Origin of the sequence: Microbacterium bandirmense, from assembly GCF_037204185.1 — a bacterium.
In the GTDB taxonomy this organism is placed as follows: Bacteria; Actinomycetota; Actinomycetes; order Actinomycetales; family Microbacteriaceae; genus Microbacterium; species Microbacterium bandirmense.
On record NZ_JBBDGM010000002.1, the window covers coordinates 180,012 to 199,571 of the forward strand.

Below are 19,560 nucleotides of genomic sequence, written 5' to 3' on the forward strand. Positions count from 1 at the left end.
GACGGTGCAGGTTTATACCAGGGCGATCAGCCGGGCCCCGACGACTCGTTCTCGAAAGGCTCCTGGTCATCGGCGCGGTCGGTGTCGTCTCCGTCGTCCTTGCGAAGCAGGCGCTCGCCGAGGCCGGAAAGCAGTTTGCCGGTGCCTGTTCGCGCGCTTTCGGCGGTGTCGCCGGCGAACCGGCCGACCGTCTTCGCCGTGCCCACACCAGCGGCGACCACGTCTTCGCGGACGTCGTCGGCCGCTTCGATCCAGCGCTTTGCCTCGATGACATCGCGGGCGTGCTCGATACTGAGCCGGGAGTGGAAGTCGGTGACGTCGCCGCCGATGCGGTTGCTCGCCTGCACGACGGCGCGTGAGGCGTTCGGTGAGAAGAGAACCTTTGCGTTGGCGCGTGTGGCGGCAGCATCCATGCGCGAGACGATGGATGCTGTCGACGTGGCGATCAGGGTCTTCCTGTTATCGCGGGCGGTGCGCAGCCCTCGACGATGCCGTTCGACCTCGCCAGGGTCGTCGGGCGATGCGTCGAGCACACGATCGATCTCGAGTACGGCGATCGCATCCTGCAGCTGGAAGCAGCGGGCGAGTACAGCGAGCCATTCCTCCACGGTCGATGCCGCGTCTTTTGCGAGCTCGGCGAGATCGCCGACTTTCGTCGTGCGTTCGAGCTTCTCGGCCAATGCGTCCAGCTGCCGCAGCGCATAGGCCTGCGTGCTCGCGATCGTCGCTGTGGTGCCCTGCACCTTCGACCACGTGACGTCCGAGACGAAGCCGACCTCGTCGCGGATGGTCATCGCTTCGTCGATGACGAACTGCACGCCGATCATGTCGGCGAGCGCGGAGTCCTTCTGGGCGCGCAGTACATCATCGACCTTGGCGTCGATCTTCGCGAGGTAGTCGATGATCTCGTCCATCGTCTCCTGCATGGCCAGTTGCGCCATGATTCCCGCAGCTCCCGCGAGCATCGCGGGGTTGGTGAGCATGCCGCCCACCCCGGGCTGCCGGACGAACTCGAGGATGTGGTTGGTCTTGCCCTTCTTCATCACGATGGCGCGGGCGACTTCACCGGAGGAGCCCTTCATCGGAGGCAGATCATGCAGTGCCTTCGCGGACTTCTCGGTGAGTTTGATCCAGCGGCCGGAGTGCTCAGCGACCTGTGTGCCTGCTTGCAGCGCGCCGGATGCGCCGCTCAGCTTGGAGCCGAGCTTCTGCACCCCGAGTTCGCGTGAATCGAGTCGACGTGACGTGAGGAACTCTTCCACCGCCGCAGGCGGGCCGATCACGGCCACCCCATCGCCATCGCTGATCAGTTCGATCTCGTAGCCGAGCAGGCTGAGCTCGTCGGTATCGAGAGTGGTGTCGTCAGTCATCGAGGCTTGCACCTTCTTCGTCGTTCTCTGCGGGGCGCACCAGGCGCGTGACCTCCGGGGTAGGCGCTTCCCAAGGGAGCTTCAGGTCGGAGTCAATCGTTCCGAGCAGACTCTGCGCAGTGATCCGTGCGAGTCCGTACAGCATGCTGAGTGAGGGGGAAGCGGCGAGTTGCACACCGAATGCGGTGTCAGCGTCGGCGTCGATCCGCTCCATCGGGCCCGTGTTCTGGCCCGCTCCGATCTCGATCGTGACGCTTCCGTCTTCGTCACCAGCGTGCAGACGGGCGAGAACAAAGCGTCTGTTCTCGTCTGGGTCGACTTCGGGTGCGTAGCCGATGGTCCAGTCGACGTGGGGTTCGGAGACGTTCGCTATCGAGGCCTGAACGGCAAGCACGAGGGGATTCTCGAGACGGATGTCCTCAACCATGGTGGTGGCCTTCAAAAATCCAAGGTGCCGCGGTGCGTGTCTGCCTTGGTTGGTCGTGCCCGAACTGCCATTCTGGCTGGCGTCGGGGGCGGTGGGTGGGGGTGTCGGATGCCAGCGTGAGCGTCGCACCGAGTGCGTGGAGAGTGGCAGCCAATTTGCGGACGGTGATATTGCGCTCGCCTTTCAGACGTGCTGTTACTTCGCTGCGGCTGATTCCGAGGATGCGTGCGAGGTCTGCTTGGCTCATTCCGCTTGCTTCGAGTGCCCGGGCAATGAGTTCTGATGCATCGACCATCGCTGATTCCTCGGCATACGTCGCATCGTACTCAGCGTCTCCGATGGGGAAGACCGCTGCGTCATTCATGGAGTTTCTCCGTTCCATTCCCAGAAGATGGTGAGTGCTTTGTCAATCTCATGCGACACGCGGCTGTCCTTGGGCTTTTCGCACCCGTGCGTCGCGTACCAGCCGACGTTGTTGCGGACGATGTAGAGCCTGTACTTGTCGACCTTGATCTCAAAGACCGTGGGGTCATGTCCCGGTGGACTCAGGCGTCGAAAGTTCTCAGGGGACTTGATCGGGATACCGTCGCGGAGGTAAACGAGATAACGCTGGTAGCGCGCACGGAACCTCGGCTGAAGCCGTTGCAGAAAGGTCACTGCATCGCTGCCCCCAGATCGACGGTTCATCGCCAGCACGGTGTCACAGTCCGGCAGGAGCCGTCGCGTGTGTTCAGTCATAACCTAACACGTCCCTGAGGTTGATGTGAGATCAGGTGTTGTGCTGACGGAAACGGGATCAGGCGAAAGACGTGCCCAGATGTCGTGGTCGATCTCGGCCATACTTTGACGGGGGCCGACACCGAGCAGGCCGCGTTCGAATCGCACCCACTGGGTGGAGCGCCGCTTGTCGTCCTTCACTCGCTGCCGGATGAGTGCGCGGCGGTCGGACTCCGATCGCCAGTAATCGTATGTGCGCAGTACGAGCCACGGGTCGGAGCGCACGAGATCACTGTGTCCGAACCTGCCGGCGGCGATAAGTGCGTAGAGTCGCTCAGTGCCGGCGGTAGATGTGTTCAGAGCGAGGATCTCGGCTCCGATCAGGAGAAGACCGAGCACGACGGCGACGACGGCGGCGACGGGCAACTGGTTGACCATCGCGCTCGCCCAGGTGATGGCTGCCGCGAGGCCGAAGAATCCGACCAGGAGCCACAGTGGAACCACGCCGCCGATGCCGACCCGGCGCTTTGCTTCGTGCGCTTCGACCATGATCCGAGCTTCGGTGATGCGGGCGCGAAGCTGTGAGCGCTCGCCGTCGTCTATCGTGTCGCGGTGCTGTTCGATGGCCTCTGCCAAGCGTGAGCGCCAGTACTTCGGCGATGACGGCGAGCCGCGCAGGGCATCTCGGCGGTTCGAGAGCCACCCTGGAACGGTCTTCACGGCCCAGATCACAAGGAGGGTGAGTACGAGCACACCCGCCGTCCACGCGCCGAAGAGAGGCTCGACCAGTTCTTCGAAGTACTTCACGGGTCAGAGCATTTCCGCTGCGGTGGCCTCTGCATCGCGGACGCGGATGGCTCCGGACATGAGCTTCGGGAGCAGCGTGTCGCGCGTGGCGGCGAGCGTGCGGTTCTCCGCAAGCTTGGCGATGACAGCTTCGCGGATCGAGGCGATCTCCCGGCTGATGCGGAGAGCTTCGGTTCGTCCTGGCCATGGAACATCGACGGCGGCGAGATCCTTCCACGACGCGCGCGGCATTCGGGTGCCCTCGCTGGACGCCGTGACCGACGCGACCACAGAGTCGGATGCCACAGATGCCGAAGCAAAGCCTGACAGCTCAGTCTCGCGAGCTCGCAGGACCAGAATGTCGGTCGAGCAGACTCCGCTGAACGGCGCAGTCGCCACCTTGTGAAAGTAGGGGCGAAGCTTGCCAAACAGCACGTCACCGCGTTCGAATGCGCTCTTTGTGCTCGTCGCGTCCTGTGCGATTCCGACCTCGTTGAGCCACATTGAGCGGCGGGGGACATGTTCCAAGCCGACATACGGCGTCGAAGCTTCGATACTCGTCGGATCGACTGTGACACGGGGGGACGTGAACAGTTCGGACAGCGGGATCGAATCTGCGCGGTGCGGCAACGCCACTAGCGATCGCACGACAGCATCGGCGGTGGCGGCGAGGCGTGTGTTGGCGGCGATCTTGTCGTCGAGCGCGCCCAGCACCTCGGCGATTGCCTGCTGCTCGGGCAGAGGGGGGAGAGTGACGTTCAATGCACGAATGTCTGCGACATTCAAATGATGAACTGTTGACCCCTCAGCCTTCACGAGGAGCTCAGATTGCATCCGGGGTGAGCGAAGCAAATAGTACAAGTAGTCACTCGACGTCACCGAAGGGTCAGGACGCAGCAACACAGTACGTTGTCCAGGCGCCACGTTTGCTGAAGAGGGTAGCCGGACAATTGGGCCCACGGGAGCCTCGCGTGCCAACAGCAAGTCTCCGGCTTGTGGGCTGAGACGGCGCGTCCATGCTTCGAACGTCGCTTGTGAGATCCTTCGAGCCTCGGCGTAATTGATGCAGTGGTCGCGCATGGCGGGCGTGCCGACAGCGAAGTACTCGCCGGCCTCGTCAATAGGGGCGGTCTTGTGCTCACAGTCGACGATGTGAGCACATGCTTCATCGAGTCTCACGACACCTTCCCCAGCTGCTCGCGCACCACGGCAGCCAGCCGCTCAGACTCCTCGAACTGTGCGAACAGCTCGCCCTTCAGTCGCTCGAGCTTCTGCTCGATGGGCTCGCCGTCGTCTTCTTCCTCGGGGGCGCCGACGTAGCGGCCGGGGGTCAGGGCGTAGTCGGCGGCCTTGATCTCGGCGAGAGTGGCGGAGTAGCAGAAGCCGGGGACGTCTTGGTAGTTGGCGGTCTGATGCTTCGACTCGCTGCGCTCGCTCAGCCCGTTTCGACTCGCCTGCGGCTCGCTCAACGACCGGGGGAGGGTGTCGGGATCCCGTTTCGTCTCGTCGCTGCGCTCCTCGCTCAACGACCGGGGGAGGGTGTCGGGATCGCGTTTCGTCTCGTCGCTGCGCTCCTCGCTCAACGACCGGGGCGTGTCACCGTCGGGGTGCGGCTCGCTCGACGACCGGGAGGCGTCGACCGGGGCGGCTGCGGGAAACCCTCGCCAGGCGTGGTAGGTGTGGGCGATCTTTGCGATGTCATCATCTGACAGGGCGCGCTCGGCGCGGTCGACCATGTGGCCGAGGTTTCTCGCGTCGATGAACAGCACCTGACCGGTGCGGTCGACAGGTCCCGTCTTGTCCTTCGCGAAGAACCACACGCACACCGGGATCCCCGTAGACCTGAACAGTTGGGTCGGCAGCGCGACCATGCACGAGACCAGGTCAGCCTCGACGATCTGCGCGCGGATCTGCCCCTCGCCGCCCGAGTTCGACGACATCGACCCGTTGGCCATCACGACACCGGCCGTGCCCCCTGGCGCCAGCTTCGACAGGATGTGCTGAATCCACGCGTAGTTCGCGTTGCCAGCCGGCGGCACGCCGTAGCGCCACCGCGGGTCGGACTCATTGCGCGCCCAGTCCTTGATGTTGAACGGCGGGTTCGCCATCACGTAGTCGAACTCGACATCCGGGTGCAGGTCACGTGCGAACGTGTCGCCCCAGCGCGGCCCGAGGTTGCCCGAGAGCCCGTGGATCGCCAGGTTCATCTTGGCCATGCGCCAGGTGCGCTCGTTGAGCTCCTGCCCGTACACCGAGATGTTCGATCCCTCGCCGTGATGCGCGTCGATGAACTTCTCGGCCTGCACGAACATGCCGCCGGACCCGCACGCCGGGTCGTACACCCGCCCGTGCGTCGGCTGCAGCAGCTCGACCAGCACCCGCACCACACCGGCCGGCGTGTAGAACTCCCCGCCGCGCTTGCCCTCGGCCGCCGCGAACTTCTCGAGGAAGTACTCGTACACCTCACCCAGCAGGTCTCGTGCCCGTCGTCCGTCGGCTCCGCCCTGACCCTGGCCCGCGAAGCGGGCCGAGTTGAACAGATCCACCAGCTCGCCGAGCCGACGCTGGTCGACGTTATCGCGGTTGAAGATGCGCGGCAGCGTGCCGCTGAGGGACGGGTTGGCCTGCATGACAGCATCCATCGCCTCATCGATCAGCAGCCCGACCGACTTCTCGGCCGCCTCGGCAGAAGCAGCCAGCCCCTTCGCGTTCTCCGCCAGGAACGACCATCGAGCGTTCGCCGGCACCCAGAACACTCCGCGGCCGGTGTATTCGTCGGTGTCATCGATCAACTCGCCGATCTGCTCGGCGTCGTACCCCTCGCTCGAGAGCTCAGCGTGAATCTGCGCACGGCGCTCGTCGAAGGCATCCGAAACGTACTTCAGGAACACCAGCCCCAGGATCACATCCTTGTACTGCGAGGCATCCATCGACCCGCGCAGCTTGTCGGCGGCCCTCCAGAGCGTGTCCTTCAGCTCTTTCATCGTCGACGGCGCAGCCGTGGCCTTCGTCCGTGCAGCCATCAAAGGGCTCCTTCTTGTTGGTTCGTGCATGGGGTGATCGCGGCGGTCACCCGATCTTGGTCCAGGTGCCGCACCGAGTGCTGGACTCGAAGACATCACCCTTCTTCAGCGTCACGGTCGCCGTGCCGCTGATGATGTTGTTGTCGATGATGTCGGCATCGGCGCTCGTACTCGACATCCACGCGTAGTAGCAGTCGTTGGCCTCGCTCGTGCGATACGTGCCGGGTGCGACATCGGCCCCCACGATGAGCATGCCTGAGCTGAATGACGACGCCTCGACGACGGCGATCTTCTCTTCCTTCGCCGTGACGGCTTCTTCGCGTTCGCGCAGTGCCGCCTCGTTCTCGCTGAGCTCGGCCAGCTTGTCGGTGTAGTCGGTGATGACCTCGTCCTGCTCGCCGGCGAGCCGATCGCGTGACTCGGTCGCCTTGGCGAGTTCCTCCGTGAGATCGTCGTTGTCGCCCTGCAAAGCCTGAACCTGCTGCGTCATCTGCACGAAGGTGACTCCCCACCCGGCCGTTCCGCCGATCACGAGACCACCCACGAGCACGCCGGCGACGATCAGAGCGGTCGCCCAACTACTGTCTCGGTTGGGTTCGGGTGAGCCGGGCGCCGCGTCCGGCACAATCGCTTGATCAGTCATGGTTGTCCCCTTCGTTCTGTTCCCCAGTGGTTGACGACGTCAGCGCTTGATGCGCGGGCCCGGCATCTGCCAGTGCCCCCGCGGCGACGGCATCCGTCACCAACGCCTCGAGTTCGGCGAGGGCGGATGCCCTGCGTTCAGCATCCCACCGAGCTGTGACAATGCCCGCCAGCGCCTCGCGCAGCACGGCCTTCTGACCCGCGGACACGCGCCGCAGCACCCAGCGCCGCAGCGGTACGGCAGAACCGAGCGCGTTGATGTCGGCGGCGACCACCTCGGGCGCCAGCGCATCGTCGAGCAAGCGCAGGATCCGCGCCGGATACTCGACGATGCTCGACCCGTCAGGGTCGACGAGCGCTGCCGGGCGTGCGCCCGACAGCACGATCACATCGCCGGGCAGCGTCAGTTGAGCCCGCGGATACTCCAGTGCCAGCACGACGCGGTCGATGCGTCGATTGGATGCCGCCTGCGCCCGCACCTCATCGCGTCCGATCACGGGATATCCGTCAGTGGCGTTCGTGTGCGCCGCGTCGAGTCGGGTGCCAGCAATCAGCCGCGCCTCCCGGGCATCGAGTGCTTCGTCGAGCAACACGTCTGGCGGGGGCGCAATCGTGGACGGCAGAAGTGCGGGCATCAGGTCGGGGTTGCCCAGGTCGCTGAGCTTCTGGTCGATCAGCGCGGTGGTCTCAGCAGGGTCGGAACGGGCAGCACGCTGCGGCCTGCTGGCAGCCACCAGCGAGCCGGCAGCGGCGATCAGCGTCGATGTGCGTACGAAATGCGCGAAGCGGAATGCGTGGGCCAGCGCTTCGCGGGCCGTGCCGAGAGATGCTGCGAGGTCGGTGATCAGATCGTGCGTGCGAGCGGACGTGAGAGTGACGCCGCGCAGATCACCGATAACGGTGAACCGGTCGGCAAGGGCAGCGCGTCCTTGCGGTTCGCCGATCAGCCACACCGCCAGCGACTGCCGCACCGCCGATGGAACGAGGCCGGCCGGCAGCCGCACGATCCCACGGACGCGACCCGAACGCAGCAGAAACTCGCGCGAAACCGCGGCCGGGCCGGCCAGCGGTTCGGTCAGCATCGCGTCTGGTCCGACGACGATCAGCCGCTGGCGGTCGCTGAGATCAACCAGCAGATCCTCGAGCTGGGCGAGCTCCGCAGCCGCGTCGTCTCCGCGCAGGCGGGCGAGCCAGACGGCCGGCATGCCGGCCGAGGGCAGATCGGATGCCAGCATCGGCGCACGATCGTGAATGATCAGCCGACGGCGAATGGTCCGTGCCTCGGCGGGCACGTGCAGCTCTACGGCGTCGCCCAATCGATCGGATGCTGTCGCCAGCAACTCACCCGAGCTGAGCGCACCGGGTGCATCCACGAGCGGTGCCGATCCGGGGCTGACGATCGACTGCGTGAGTCGGGCGACGAAGTCGGCTCCGGCCGCGGCGATCGGACCGGCTGATCCGTCCGCACTCCGCGACGCGGTCTGGGCACGAAGGGCACCGTAAGCCCCGGCGGGGGAGTAGGCGGCATCGATCATCCGCTCGACGAACGCAGGCAGCGTGGACCCGGCGACCAGCGCCTCGATCTCGCGTTTGAACGCCGCATCATCTGGATCGGCGCGCCGGGCTCGGCTGGAAAGTTCCCCAACCGTCAGGGGAACGCCGTCAGCAACCCGCAGCGCGAGCAGCGCCTCGACGGTTTCCTCGTACTCTGCGTCCACGGGTGCGTCATCGGATGCTGACGAGAACGCGGCAGCATCCTCGAGCGCATCGGGATTCTTGCCGTGAGACGTCTCGATCAGCCAATTGGCGATCTCAAGGGCGTCGAACAGCTCCTGGCCCGCGCGGGAGGTGACGGCTGTGGGAAACGCGTCGGTGCCGCTGGCGAAACGCGCGCGCCACACCGACACGACCGGCCTCTGCACTCGCGCGAGCGCAGCGATCTGAGGCAGTGAGATGAGCGCACGCGCGTCGGGCGCGGCCGGGATGCCCAGCCGCTGCTCTTCGCTCGTGCGTGTGCTCATGAGATGAACGTATTGCCCGCCCGCACTCTCACGCAATCGTTGTGCGATAAGGGGGCTTATCAGGCTGCAAGCGGTCCGCAACCGCGATGCATCCCTAGCTTGTGATCTGCGGGCATCAACCCGCAGTGGTGAGCGGGTGAGCACTGGGGATGTCTTCGGGGGGACCCGCTCACCACGTTCGATCGACAAAGGAGCGATGAGATGAAAAGAGCGGCGTATGCGACCGCCATGGCGATCCTCGGACTGGCGCTGACCGGATGTTCGACTGCGATCGGCAGTGCTGGCGAGAACTGCTCAGGGACGAAGCCCGTCGACCTCCTTCTCGAAGAGATCCAGACGACGGAAGCGCCGAAGCCGGAATCCGACGAGTCCGTCGACAGCAATGAATTCGAGGAACAGTTCAACGGCGTCGTCACGGTCGAAGACAGCGGTAAGACCTTGATCGTCAACACCAAGTCGACTGATGACGATCCGCTGGGTATCAGCAGTCTCGCATTGGAATGCGTGTGCGAGCAGCTGGACGTGCCCAGTCACATCAGTGAGCGCATCAGCGTGACCCGCGCGTTGGACGGCCGCCAGCAGGGCTCGTGGGACGGCTACACGGTGTCGTGGAGTTACCACCCCGACAGCGGCGCCAACGTCATCTTCGTCCAGGACTGACCGCGGGCACCGCCAAGCACCTCCTCAAAACCCCGTTCGAAAGGAACACACCATGTCGATCCCTACACCTCCTCCCGCACCGGGCGGGCAGCCCACGTACCCGGCGATTCCGGCTCACCCAACGCCCCAGGCGCCGCCGGCGTACGCGGCGCCACCGTCCTACGTGCAGCACGCGCCGTCCGCCATGCCGAACGGTGAGGGCAAGCAGTTCGTCGTCACCTGGCTGCTGTCACTGCTCCTGGGCGTATTCGGGGTTGACCGCTTCTATCTCGGCAAGGTCGGCACGGGACTGCTGAAGCTGCTCACGCTCGGTGGACTCGGCATCTGGTGGCTCGTCGACCTCATCCTGATCCTCGCCGGGGCCATGCGAGACAAGGCCGGGCGCCCGCTGGAGGGCTACGACAAGACCAAGCTGGTCGCGTGGATCGTGACCGGCGTGCTGGTGCTGGTCGGCGCGATCAGTGGCGCTGTCGGTGGTGCCGGCGCACCCGACACCTCGATCTCGCAGGACGGATCGACGGAAGAACAGCCTGTCGACGCACCCGCAGAAGAAGCGCCGGCTGAGGACACACCCGTCGAGGAAGCGGCAGCGGAAGAACCCGCTCCGGAAGAACCAACAGCAGCATCCTGGGCGAATGACACCTTCGGCGACTTCACACCCATCCAGCAGTCAGGGTCGGGTGACACCGTGATCGACCTGCCCGCCGGCGCGACCGGCGGAATCGTCATGGCTACCCACCAGGGGCAGCGCAACTTCGCCGTCAGCGTGCTCGACGCGAACAACGGGTCAACGGGCGAACTTCTCGTGAACACCATCGGCGCGTACAGCGGCACCACGGCATGGGGCATGTCGGTGCTTGGCGATGGCGTCAAGCTGCAGGTCATGGCCGACGGCGCCTGGACCTTCGACATCCGTCCGATGGGCGCCGCACCCGGTCTCGCTACCGCCGGCACCGGCGACGCGGTCTTCCTGTACGACGGCGGCCCGGCCTCGCTCGCGGCGACGCACGCAGGTTCACGCAACTTCGTCGTGCAAGAGGAAACCTCCGAAGCGTTCAACATGGGGCTGCTGATCAACGAGATCGGCCAGTACAGAGGCACCGTTCCGCTCTCTGCCGGACCGTCGGTGATCACCGTCATGGCTGACGGGGCGTGGACGTTCGAGGTGGAGTAGCCAACGCTCACCGCGTCTCATTCCGAAAGGCATCTCATGCAAGAGCCGAACAGCGTGGCAGCATTGGCCTCGCTACGCGCTGGGGCGCGACTCCAAGGCACCCTCTACGGCATGGCCCCCGAGTCGGCAGTTGGCATCGGACCGACGGATGAGCCGGATCCGACTGACAAGGCGGGTCAGGGGGATCCGCCCTGAGCGCGACTGAGCGCCGCCGGACAGCATCCGGCGGCGCTCAGTCGTTTGGGTCCTTCGGCAGGCTCAGGGACCCACAGTGCTCAGGCCCAGTGGGGGCAGGTCAGCTCTTCGACTGGCCGTACGAGCCGAGCTGCTTGGTCGACTCGACCACGCGCGCAGCCATGGCGGTCTCGGCGATCTTGCCCCAGGCGCGCGGGTCGTACTGCTTCTTGTTGCCCACCTCGCCGTCGACCTTGAGCACGCCGTCGTAGTTCTTGAACATGTAGTCGGCGATCGCACGCGTGTACGCGTACTGCGTGTCGGTGTCGATGTTCATCTTGATGACGCCGTTGGCGACCGCGAGGGCGATCTCCTCGTCGCTCGAGCCAGACCCGCCGTGGAACACCAGGTCGAGCGGCTTGGCGCCGGTGTTGTACTTCGCGGCGACCTCGGCCTGGATCGCGCCCAGCAGCTCAGGACGCAGCTTGACGCCACCCGGCTTGTACACGCCGTGCACGTTGCCGAAGGTGAGGGCGGCGATGTAGCGGCCCTGCTCGCCGAGGCCCAGCGCCTGGATGGCCTGGTCGACGTCGGCGAAGGTCGTGTAGAGCGCGTCGTTGGAGCCCTCGTGTGCGACGCCGTCCTCCTCGCCGCCGACGACGCCGATCTCGACCTCGAGGATGGCGTTGATGTTCTTCATGCGAGGGAGCAGCTCCTTCGCGATCTGGATGTTCTCGTCGAGCGGCACGGCCGAGCCGTCCCACATGTGCGACTGGAAGATCGGGTTGCGGCCCGCCTTCACCTCTTCTTCGGATGCTGCGATGAGCGGCTCGACGAAGCCGGCCAGCGCGTCCTTGGGGCAGTGGTCGGTGTGCAGCGCGACCGTGACGGGGTAGTTCTTGGCGACCTCGGTCGCGTAGCGGGCGAAGGCGAGGGCGCCGGTGGCGCGGGCCTTGACGGTGTGGCCGGCGAAGTAGTCGGCGCCGCCGGTGGTGACCTGGATGATGCCGTCGGAGCCGGCCTCGGTCAGACCCTGCAGCACGGAGTTGATCGTCTGCGAGCTGGAGACGTTGAAGGCGGGGTACGCGAAGCCGCCGGCCTTCGCGCGGTCGAGCATCTCTGCGTACTGTTCCGGAGTGGCGATGGGCATGGATTCTCCTGCTTCTGAAGGGCGGGGGTCAGCCTCAACTGTAGCCGCGCGGAGGAGAGATCCTTCGGCTGTTGCAGCCTTGCGCTCGTCTTTCTTGGGTGGCTGTTAAGAAGGTCGAATCCTTCGCTGCCGTCTTCGGAAAAGTCGGCGGTTTCGTTGCATCCGATCGTTATGCTGACCGCATGGTGAGCCTTACTGCCGATCTCAGCCCCCTTCGCCCCGACCGCAACCTCGCGCTGGAACTGGTGCGCGCCACCGAGGCCGCGGCGATCCGCGCGGTGCCGTTCATCGGTCGGGGTGACAAGGAGGCGGCCGACGGCGCCGCCGTCGACGCCATGCGCGCCTTCCTCGGCACGGTCGACTTCCAGGGCCGCGTCGTGATCGGCGAGGGTGAGAAGGACAACGCCCCCATGCTGTTCAACGGCGAAGAGGTCGGCACCGGCCGCGGGCCCGAGTGCGACATCGCCGTCGACCCGATCGATGGCACTTCGCTCACGGCGGCAGGCCGGCAGAACGCACTCTCGGTGCTCGCCGTCTCGGATCGCGGCTCGATGCTCGACGCCTCCAGCGTGTTCTACATGGACAAGCTCGTCACCGGTCCCGCGGGCGTCGGCGTGGTCGACATCCGCCTGCCGATCGGCGAGAACATCCGCCGCCTCGCCAAGGCGCTCGACAAGCCCATCGACGAGATGGTCGTCTCGGTGCTGCACCGCCCGCGTCACGAGAAGCTCATCCAGGAGATCCGCGAAGCCGGTGCCGGCACCCGCCTGATGAGCGACGGCGACGTCGCCGGCGGAATCAACGCCGCCCGTCACAACGCCCGCACCGACATGTGCGTCGGCATCGGCGGAAGCCCCGAGGGAATCGTCACCGCGTGTGCGATCAAGGCGCTGGGCGGTCACATCCAGGGTGTGCTCTGGCCGCGCGACGACGAGGAGCGGCAGCGCGGCATCGACGCCGGGCTCGACATCGACAAGGTCTACGAGGCCGATGATCTGGTGACCGGCAAGAACACGATCTTCGTGGCCACCGGCGTCACCGACGGGCAGCTGGTGCGCGGGGTGCGCCGCGAGGGAGGCTACCTCTACACCGAGAGCATCGTGCTGCGCGGCGCGTCTGGGACGCTCCGCCGCATCACCTCGGACCACCTCGTCTCGAAGTGGCTCTGACCCCCGGCTACCGTCATTCTCAGCGCACCCTGGCAGAATGGGAACGACCGATGCCGCAGGTGCACCGGCGGAAGCAGGACGGGAGAGCTCGGGATGTCGTCGAACGAGCAGTCTGAGAACGCGGGGCGTGTGCAGCACGTCACCACCAAGACCGGACGCATCCTGCGAGTGACCGATGAGCAGCTGGCCGCCGCTGCGGCGCAGAAGGCAACGGCCTCCGCTCAGCCCGCCTTCGACCCGGCCCGCCGCACCGACGTGCTCTTCCGCGTGCGCCGTGACGAGGGCCACGAACTGAGTTCGTGGTGGATGATCGGCGCGTTCCTGGTCACGTCCGGCGTCGTGATCGCCCTGCTGTCGTGGGTGCCCGGCGGCGCCTGAGCCTCACGCTCGGCTCGCAGGACCTTTCGCGAATCAGTGCGCGTCGAGCACCGCGCGCATGTCGGTGAGCCCGAATTGATCGGCGACCTGCTTGGCCGTGTGCGCACCGGCGTCCTGATCGGCACCGGCGTCGAGCAGCATCCGCAGCAGCGGCTCGTTGCGGCGGAACACCGCGCATGAGATCGCCGTCTGCCCGTTCGCGTTGACGGCGTTGAGATCCGCACGACGGGCGATCAGGTCGGCGACCGCCTCGGCCTGCTCGGCGTACGTGGCGACGATCAGCAGCGTGTCCTGCCGCGGATTGCGCACGTCGACCGGCACGCCGGCGTCGATCATCTCACCCAGCTGCGCGGTGCGGCCCTGGCGGGCGAGGTCGAAGGTGCCCTCGATGACCTCGAGGCTCAGATCGTTCGTCACCCCACCATTGTCGCGGATGCGCGCGGCTCAGGCCACTGCACGCTCGGACGCGGATTCCGACGGCGGGTCGGTCAGGCGCACGCCGAGGGCGGCGCCGAGGGCATCCACATCGTCCGCCGCGGCACGTCGCGCCGCGTCGATCACGATCTGCGCACAGGCGCGGGCGTCGGCCAGCGCGTCATGGTGCGCGAAGTCGCCGAATCCGGCCGCCGCTGCCGCCATCGGCAGGCGGTACGACTCGAGCTCGTAGGTCTTGCGGGCCACGGCCAGCGAGCACAGCGAGCGGTACGGGGGAGCGGTGAACCCGGCCACCTCGCATGATCGGCGCAGCACGTTCAGGTCGAAGCCGGCGTTGTGCGCTACGAGCACGTCCGACCCGGCGAAGCCGCAGAGCCTGTCGAGCTGCTGCGCCCAGGTGGCGGCCCCGACGACCTCGTGCGGCTGGATGCCGTGGATCCTGACGTTCCAGACGTTGAACTCGTCATGGCCGGCCGGCGGGCGGATCAGCCAGCCGGTCTGGGCGACGACCTGACCGTCGCGCACGCGCACGAGTCCGACGGAGCAGGCCGAGGCGGGGCTGGAATTCGCCGTCTCGAAGTCGATAGCGGTGAAATCCAAGGGCACGATCCCAGTCTGTTCGGGCGACCGCCGATGCCGGCCAGGCGCGCCGTAGTCTGAGGGCATGAGTGATGCGCGGGCGACTTCCTTCGGCGCGGCGGCCGACCACTATGAGGCGGCGCGGCCCGACTATCCGTTCGAGGCCGTGGCCTGGATGCTCGAGCGGCTGCCGCACGGCGCGCGGCGCATCGTCGATGTGGGTGCGGGCACCGGCAAGCTCACGCGGGTGCTCGCGGATGCCCCGGACGCCGAAGTCGTCGCCGTCGATCCGGATGCTGCGATGCTCGCGAAGCTGCGCGAGACGGTGCCCGGTGTGCCCACCTTCGCCGGCACCGCCGAGACGCTGCCGCTGCCGGATGCCAGTGTCGACGCGGTCGTGCTGGGACAGGCCTGGCACTGGGTGGACGTGACCGCGGCATCGGCCGAGATCGGTCGCGTCGTGCGCGCGGGCGGCACGCTCGGCCTGATCTGGAACACTCGCGACAACCGCGTGGACTGGGTGCGCCGGTTGACCGAGATCATGCAGTCGAGCGCCGCGGAGGAGCTGATCGATTCCGGCGGTCCTTCGGTCGCCGCGCCGTTCGGGGCGCTCGAGGGTGAGCGGTGGGAGTGGGTGCGCCCGATGACGCGGGCACAGCTGCACCGGATGGCCTCGTCGCGCAGTTACCTGATCACAGCATCCGATTCCGAACGCGAAAGCGTGCGACAGGGGATGGATGCGCTGTTCGACGAACTCGGCCTCGGTGAGGATGACACGATCGATCTGCCCTACGTGACCTCGGCGTTCCGCGCTGTTCGCGGGTAGCACGGGCGGGCGGTGGCTGCGGCGCGGACGCGGCAGCGGCCACCGGTAGACTTGGTGCCCGTGGCTCTCACTATCGGAATCGTCGGCCTGCCCAACGTCGGCAAGTCCACCCTCTTCAACGCTCTGACCAAGAACGACGTGCTCGCGGCGAACTACCCGTTCGCGACGATCGAGCCGAACATCGGCGTCGTCAACCTGCCCGATGAGCGCCTCGGCGTGCTCGCCGGCATCTTCGGCAGCGAGCGGATCCTGCCGGCGACGGTGTCGTTCGTCGACATCGCCGGGATCGTGCGCGGAGCGAGCGAGGGGGAGGGGCTCGGCAACCAGTTCCTCGCGAACATCCGTGAGGCGGATGCCATCGCGCAGGTCGTCCGCGGCTTCGTCGACGACGACGTGGTGCACGTCGACGGTGTGATCAACCCGCAGAACGACCTCGAGACCATCAACGCCGAACTGATGCTCGCCGATCTGCAGACGATAGAGAAGGCGCTTCCCCGCTACGAGAAAGAAGTCAAGCGCAAGACGATCGACGGTGCGGTCCTCGAGGCGGCGAATGCTGCGAAGGATGCCCTCGAGCGCGGCCAGCTGCTCTCGACCTCGGGCATCGACCTGACGCCGGTGCGCGAGCTCGGGCTGCTGACCGCGAAGCCGTACATCTACGTCTTCAACGTCGATGAGTCGGTGCTCACCGACGACGCGCGCAAGGCCGAGTTGGAGGCGCTGGTCGCGCCGGCCAAGGCCGTGTTCCTCGACGCGAAGATCGAGTCCGAGCTTATCGACCTCGACCCCGCGGATGCTGCTGAGCTGCTCGAAGCGACCGGACAGACCGAGTCGGGGCTCGACCAGCTGGCGCGCATCGGGTTCGCGACGCTCGGTCTGCAGACCTACTTGACGGCCGGGCCCAAGGAGTCTCGCGCCTGGACGATCCCGCAGGGCGCCAAGGCGCCGCAGGCGGCCGGGGTCATCCACACCGACTTCGAGAAGGGCTTCATCAAGGCCGAGGTCATCTCGTTCGACGACCTCGTCGCGACGGGGTCGGTCGCCGAAGCGCGCGCGAAGGGCAAGGCGCGCCTGGAGGGCAAGGACTACGTCATGCAGGACGGCGACGTGGTGGAGTTCCGCTTCAACGTGTAGCGGAACTCCCATCCGCACGGGGAACACGGCTGCGCGAGCGTCGTGGATATCGACGTCGGGGAGATGGATTACTGCCTCCATGCGTCCGAGTTGAGCATGCCGCTCGCGCCTGGACGGGTTCGGGCACGCTCGTACTGACGCGGATTGGTCTTCGGGCGCGAGCCGCTTCCCGTGGACACGCCATCGGTGCGGTCGAACAAGTCGGCCAGGGGTATGTCCGTAGACTGATACCCATGGTTCGGGTCGTCTTCATGTGCGGACCGGCGGGTTCAGGCAAGTCGACCGTCGCTCGTCGGATGGAGGCAGACGGATTCGTTCGGCTCTCGTTCGATCAAGAGGCCTGGGGCAGGGGTATCCGACACATGCCGCTGACAGATGATGCGCATCGCGAGATCGAGATCGAGCTCCGACGTCGTCTCGTGGATCTCGTCGAAGATGGACGTGAGGTCGTGCTCGACTTCTCCTTCTGGTCGCGTGCCATGAGGGAGGAATGGAGGCATGTGCTGGAACCGTTCGGGGTGGTTCCTGAGACGATCTACCTTTCGACTGACCGTGAGACGTGTTTACGGCGTGTGGCCTCGCGCAGACGCTCACACAGCGACGATTTCGCTCTGGATACGGCGACCGCCGCAAGGTACTTCGATCACTTCGAGCCTCCGACTCCTGATGAGGGACCCGTGACCGTGCCTGTGGTGTGATCTGTCAACCAGGAAGTGCCCGGTGCCACGAGATCCCCGCCTGTCGGGTGCATCAGTCGCCGAATTCCAGAGGTTGGTCCGTGCGAGGCTCGGCCGAGTTCAGGTTTAGCGTCTAGCGCTATTAACGGCCCGCGGTATACCCCGGTCGCGTGATCAGATCGTTCGGTAGCAAGGAGACCGAACGGCTGTGGCGTCGTGAGCGCGTGCGCTCGATCGATCCGAGGATCCATCGAGTCGCGTTGCGCAAGCTACGCCAGGTGGGATCTGCGGCGGTGCTCGATGACCTTCGCGTCCCACCCGGTAAACGGCTCGAGGCGCTGAATGGTGATCGAGCCGGTCAGCGCACATCGGGATCAAAGACCAGTGGCGGATCTGTTTCGTGTGGACGGACGCCGGACCGGAGGAGGTGGAGATCGTTGACTACCACTGACAAGATCGAGCCGATCCACCCGGGCGAGGTCCTCATGGAGGACTTCATCGAGGGCTTGGGATCACGCAGAACAAGCTCGCCGTGTCGATCGGGGTGCCGCCGCGGCGGATCAACGAGATCGTGCACGGCAAGCGGGGGATCACCGCAGATACCGCGCTGCGACTCGCGAAGTACTTCGGCGCCTCGGCGGAGTTCTGGATCAACCTGCAGAGCCGTTACGAGCTCGACCGTGCGGAGGATCTCGCTGGGGAGCAGATCGCTGCGATCACGCCGTTGCAGGTCGCGTAGCGCGTGCCGGTCGGACCGGATCGCCGCCTCGTGCAGAAGGTTGTCGGTTACGTCGTGCGCAAAGACCGGCTGCTGGTTCTGATGGCGGGCCTCCGCAGCGTTGGACATGTCGGTGGATTCCCTTGGCGCAGGCTCACGTGCTATGTGCGGGTTTCGGCGCGCGACTCGGTGAGATCGTGCTCGGCGGCAGCGGAGGTACGACGGGCGAGGGGGCATCGCCAGCCATCCGGTAATGGTTCTCCGTGCCGGAATGCGGTGGAGTTCCGGTTTAACGTCTAGCGTTAATGACGGACACCGTCATACACTGGTCGCGTGATCAGATCGTTCGGCAACAAGGACACCGAGCGGCTGTGGCGTCGTGAACGCGTGCGCTCGATCGATCCGAGGATCCATCGAGTCGCATTGCGCAAGCTTCGTCAAGTGGGCTCCGCGGAGTCCATCGAGGACCTTCGTGTACCACCCGGCAACCGCCTCGAAGCTCTCCAGGGCGACCGTGCCGGGCAGCACAGCATCAGGATCAACGACCAGTGGCGGATCTGCTTCGTGTGGACCGACGCCGGACCAGAGGAGGTGCAGATCGTTGACTACCACTGACAAGATCGAGCCGATCCACCCGGGTGAGGTGCTCATGGAGGACTTCATCGAGGGCTTCGGCATCACGCAGAACAAGCTCGCCGTATCTATCGGAGTGCCGCCGCGGCGGATCAATGAGATCGTGCACGGCAAGCGGGGGATCACCGCGGACACCGCGCTGCGGCTGGCGAAGTACTTTGGCACCTCAGCTGAGTTCTGGATCAACTTGCAGAGCCACTACGAGCTTGACCGGGCTGAGGATCTCGCGGGAGAGCAGATCGCTGCGATCACCCCGTTGCAGGTTGCGTAGCGCGTGCCGGACATTGCGATCAATGTCGTCCCGCACGACGCACTGACCTCCAGGGACCTCGTGGGCCTGCGCCAGCTCTTCGATGCCGAGTACCTGGACGACTTCGGCGAGTGGGACCCCGACATGCCGTACGGGTATGCACCGCACGCCGTTCATGTCATCGCTCAGCACAATGGCGAAACTGTCGGTCATATCGGCTGGTCGAGACGTACGGTAGCCGTCGGCGACGACGAGGTCGAGATCGCTGGTGTCGGGGGTGTGCTGATCTCGGATGCCGTGAGGGGTGAGCGCATAGGGAGCCGGCTCATGGCCAGTGCCGCAGAGGCGATGAAAGCGGCCAGTGGCATCGCCTTCGGCTATCTCGGCTGTCGCGAGGAAGTGGTCTCGTTCTACACCTCGTGCGGCTGGATTCGGATCTCTGCTACGGAGCATTCGATCGATACGTCGGGTCGGCCGAGCGAGGACCCGCCCGGGCAGCCTTTGCTTATCCTTCCGGTCGAGGTTGAGGCCGCCGATTGGCCGGTGGGTGCGGTCGACCTGCGGGGTCGCGCATGGTGAGTGCGCACGCGAAAGGTTGGTATCTGCCGGAATGCGGT

At 65.9% G+C, this 19,560-nt stretch carries 22 protein-coding genes and 2 pseudogenes; 12 read left to right on the top strand and 12 right to left on the bottom strand.

What is annotated here, in order from left to right; translation table 11 throughout:
* Positions 1-26 precede the first annotated feature (26 nt).
* The 9 genes from WDU99_RS02865 to WDU99_RS02905 are packed head-to-tail and all read right to left on the bottom strand — an operon-like array spanning position 27 to position 8,986.
* Complete coding sequence (locus tag WDU99_RS02865; RefSeq protein ID WP_337330927.1) at positions 27-1,370, bottom strand: hypothetical protein; 1,344 nt, start codon at positions 1,368-1,370, stop codon at positions 27-29.
* Complete coding sequence (locus WDU99_RS02870) at positions 1,363-1,797, bottom strand: hypothetical protein (RefSeq protein ID WP_337330928.1); 435 nt, start codon at positions 1,795-1,797, stop codon at positions 1,363-1,365. Before WDU99_RS02870 ends, WDU99_RS02865 begins: the two co-directional genes overlap by 8 nt.
* Complete coding sequence (locus WDU99_RS02875) at positions 1,790-2,161, bottom strand: helix-turn-helix domain-containing protein (protein WP_337330929.1); 372 nt, start codon at positions 2,159-2,161, stop codon at positions 1,790-1,792. The genes WDU99_RS02870 and WDU99_RS02875 overlap by 8 nt, the downstream gene beginning before the upstream one ends.
* On the bottom strand, positions 2,158-2,535 hold the full coding sequence (locus WDU99_RS02880) for a hypothetical protein (RefSeq protein ID WP_337330930.1): 378 nt from the start codon (positions 2,533-2,535) through the stop codon (positions 2,158-2,160). The genes WDU99_RS02875 and WDU99_RS02880 overlap by 4 nt, the downstream gene beginning before the upstream one ends.
* A 3-nt stretch (positions 2,536-2,538) precedes the next feature.
* On the bottom strand, positions 2,539-3,321 hold the full coding sequence (locus WDU99_RS02885; protein ID WP_337330931.1) for a hypothetical protein: 783 nt from the start codon (positions 3,319-3,321) through the stop codon (positions 2,539-2,541).
* Positions 3,322-3,324: 3 nt separating this feature from the next.
* Positions 3,325-4,479 (bottom strand): restriction endonuclease subunit S, encoded by a 1,155-nt coding sequence (locus tag WDU99_RS02890; RefSeq protein ID WP_337330932.1) that lies wholly within the window; start codon positions 4,477-4,479, stop codon positions 3,325-3,327.
* Complete coding sequence (locus WDU99_RS02895; protein ID WP_337330933.1) at positions 4,476-6,323, bottom strand: class I SAM-dependent DNA methyltransferase; 1,848 nt, start codon at positions 6,321-6,323, stop codon at positions 4,476-4,478. The genes WDU99_RS02890 and WDU99_RS02895 overlap by 4 nt, the downstream gene beginning before the upstream one ends.
* Positions 6,324-6,369: 46 nt before the next feature.
* Positions 6,370-6,966 (bottom strand): hypothetical protein, encoded by a 597-nt coding sequence (locus WDU99_RS02900; protein ID WP_337330934.1) that lies wholly within the window; start codon positions 6,964-6,966, stop codon positions 6,370-6,372.
* Positions 6,959-8,986 carry a hypothetical protein gene (locus WDU99_RS02905; protein ID WP_337330935.1) on the bottom strand — a complete coding sequence of 676 codons (2,028 nt, stop codon included), beginning with the start codon at positions 8,984-8,986 and terminating at the stop codon, positions 6,959-6,961. Before WDU99_RS02905 ends, WDU99_RS02900 begins: the two co-directional genes overlap by 8 nt.
* A gap of 228 nt (positions 8,987-9,214) precedes the next feature.
* Here WDU99_RS02905 and WDU99_RS02910 point away from each other — a divergent pair, with 228 nt between their 5' ends.
* Positions 9,215-9,646: a hypothetical protein gene (locus tag WDU99_RS02910; protein ID WP_337330936.1), complete on the top strand. Its 432-nt coding sequence runs from the start codon at positions 9,215-9,217 to the stop codon at positions 9,644-9,646.
* A gap of 52 nt (positions 9,647-9,698) precedes the next feature.
* On the top strand, positions 9,699-10,820 hold the full coding sequence (locus WDU99_RS02915) for a TM2 domain-containing protein (RefSeq protein ID WP_337330937.1): 1,122 nt from the start codon (positions 9,699-9,701) through the stop codon (positions 10,818-10,820).
* Positions 10,821-11,115: 295 nt separating this feature from the next.
* Here WDU99_RS02915 and fbaA read toward each other — a convergent pair whose 3' ends face one another.
* Positions 11,116-12,144 carry a class II fructose-bisphosphate aldolase gene (gene fbaA, locus WDU99_RS02920; protein ID WP_337330938.1) on the bottom strand — a complete coding sequence of 343 codons (1,029 nt, stop codon included), beginning with the start codon at positions 12,142-12,144 and terminating at the stop codon, positions 11,116-11,118.
* 182 nt (positions 12,145-12,326) lie between these two features.
* On the opposite strand from fbaA, the gene glpX reads away from it, so the two are divergent.
* Together glpX and WDU99_RS02930 are read left to right on the top strand one after the other, a co-directional pair.
* Positions 12,327-13,313 carry a class II fructose-bisphosphatase gene (glpX, locus tag WDU99_RS02925; protein ID WP_337330939.1) on the top strand — a complete coding sequence of 329 codons (987 nt, stop codon included), beginning with the start codon at positions 12,327-12,329 and terminating at the stop codon, positions 13,311-13,313.
* Positions 13,314-13,406: 93 nt separating this feature from the next.
* The gene (locus WDU99_RS02930) at positions 13,407-13,691 is read left to right on the top strand and encodes a hypothetical protein (RefSeq protein WP_337330940.1); all 285 of its coding nucleotides are present in this window, start codon (positions 13,407-13,409) and stop codon (positions 13,689-13,691) included.
* A 33-nt stretch (positions 13,692-13,724) separates the two neighbouring features.
* On the opposite strand, the gene WDU99_RS02935 is transcribed toward WDU99_RS02930, so the two are convergent.
* Positions 13,725-14,108, bottom strand: a complete 384-nt coding sequence (locus tag WDU99_RS02935) for an ankyrin repeat domain-containing protein (RefSeq protein WP_337330941.1) — start codon at positions 14,106-14,108, stop codon at positions 13,725-13,727.
* Between the two features lie 27 nt (positions 14,109-14,135).
* Positions 14,136-14,732: a 3'-5' exonuclease gene (locus WDU99_RS02940; RefSeq protein ID WP_337330942.1), complete on the bottom strand. Its 597-nt coding sequence runs from the start codon at positions 14,730-14,732 to the stop codon at positions 14,136-14,138.
* Positions 14,733-14,790: 58 nt separating this feature from the next.
* Here WDU99_RS02940 and WDU99_RS02945 point away from each other — a divergent pair, with 58 nt between their 5' ends.
* The 8 genes and pseudogenes from WDU99_RS02945 to WDU99_RS02980 all read left to right on the top strand — a co-directional run bounded on the left by WDU99_RS02945 (position 14,791) and on the right by WDU99_RS02980 (position 19,522).
* Positions 14,791-15,531 (top strand): class I SAM-dependent methyltransferase, encoded by a 741-nt coding sequence (locus tag WDU99_RS02945; protein WP_337330943.1) that lies wholly within the window; start codon positions 14,791-14,793, stop codon positions 15,529-15,531.
* Between the two features lie 60 nt (positions 15,532-15,591).
* Complete coding sequence (gene ychF, locus WDU99_RS02950; RefSeq protein ID WP_337330944.1) at positions 15,592-16,665, top strand: redox-regulated ATPase YchF; 1,074 nt, start codon at positions 15,592-15,594, stop codon at positions 16,663-16,665.
* A gap of 233 nt (positions 16,666-16,898) precedes the next feature.
* Complete coding sequence (locus WDU99_RS02955) at positions 16,899-17,363, top strand: P-loop nucleotide/nucleoside kinase family protein (protein WP_337330945.1); 465 nt, start codon at positions 16,899-16,901, stop codon at positions 17,361-17,363.
* Positions 17,364-17,512: 149 nt separating this feature from the next.
* Positions 17,513-17,793: pseudogene (locus WDU99_RS02960) on the top strand (type II toxin-antitoxin system RelE/ParE family toxin).
* Positions 17,780-18,081: pseudogene (locus WDU99_RS02965) on the top strand (HigA family addiction module antitoxin). Before WDU99_RS02960 ends, WDU99_RS02965 begins: the two co-directional pseudogenes overlap by 14 nt.
* Positions 18,082-18,393: 312 nt before the next feature.
* Positions 18,394-18,675, top strand: coding sequence for a type II toxin-antitoxin system RelE/ParE family toxin (locus WDU99_RS02970; RefSeq protein WP_337330946.1), 282 nt, complete (start codon positions 18,394-18,396; stop codon positions 18,673-18,675).
* Complete coding sequence (locus WDU99_RS02975; RefSeq protein ID WP_337330947.1) at positions 18,662-18,964, top strand: HigA family addiction module antitoxin; 303 nt, start codon at positions 18,662-18,664, stop codon at positions 18,962-18,964. Before WDU99_RS02970 ends, WDU99_RS02975 begins: the two co-directional genes overlap by 14 nt.
* 3 nt (positions 18,965-18,967) lie before the next feature.
* On the top strand, positions 18,968-19,522 hold the full coding sequence (locus tag WDU99_RS02980) for a GNAT family N-acetyltransferase (protein WP_337330948.1): 555 nt from the start codon (positions 18,968-18,970) through the stop codon (positions 19,520-19,522).
* Positions 19,523-19,560 lie beyond the last annotated feature (38 nt).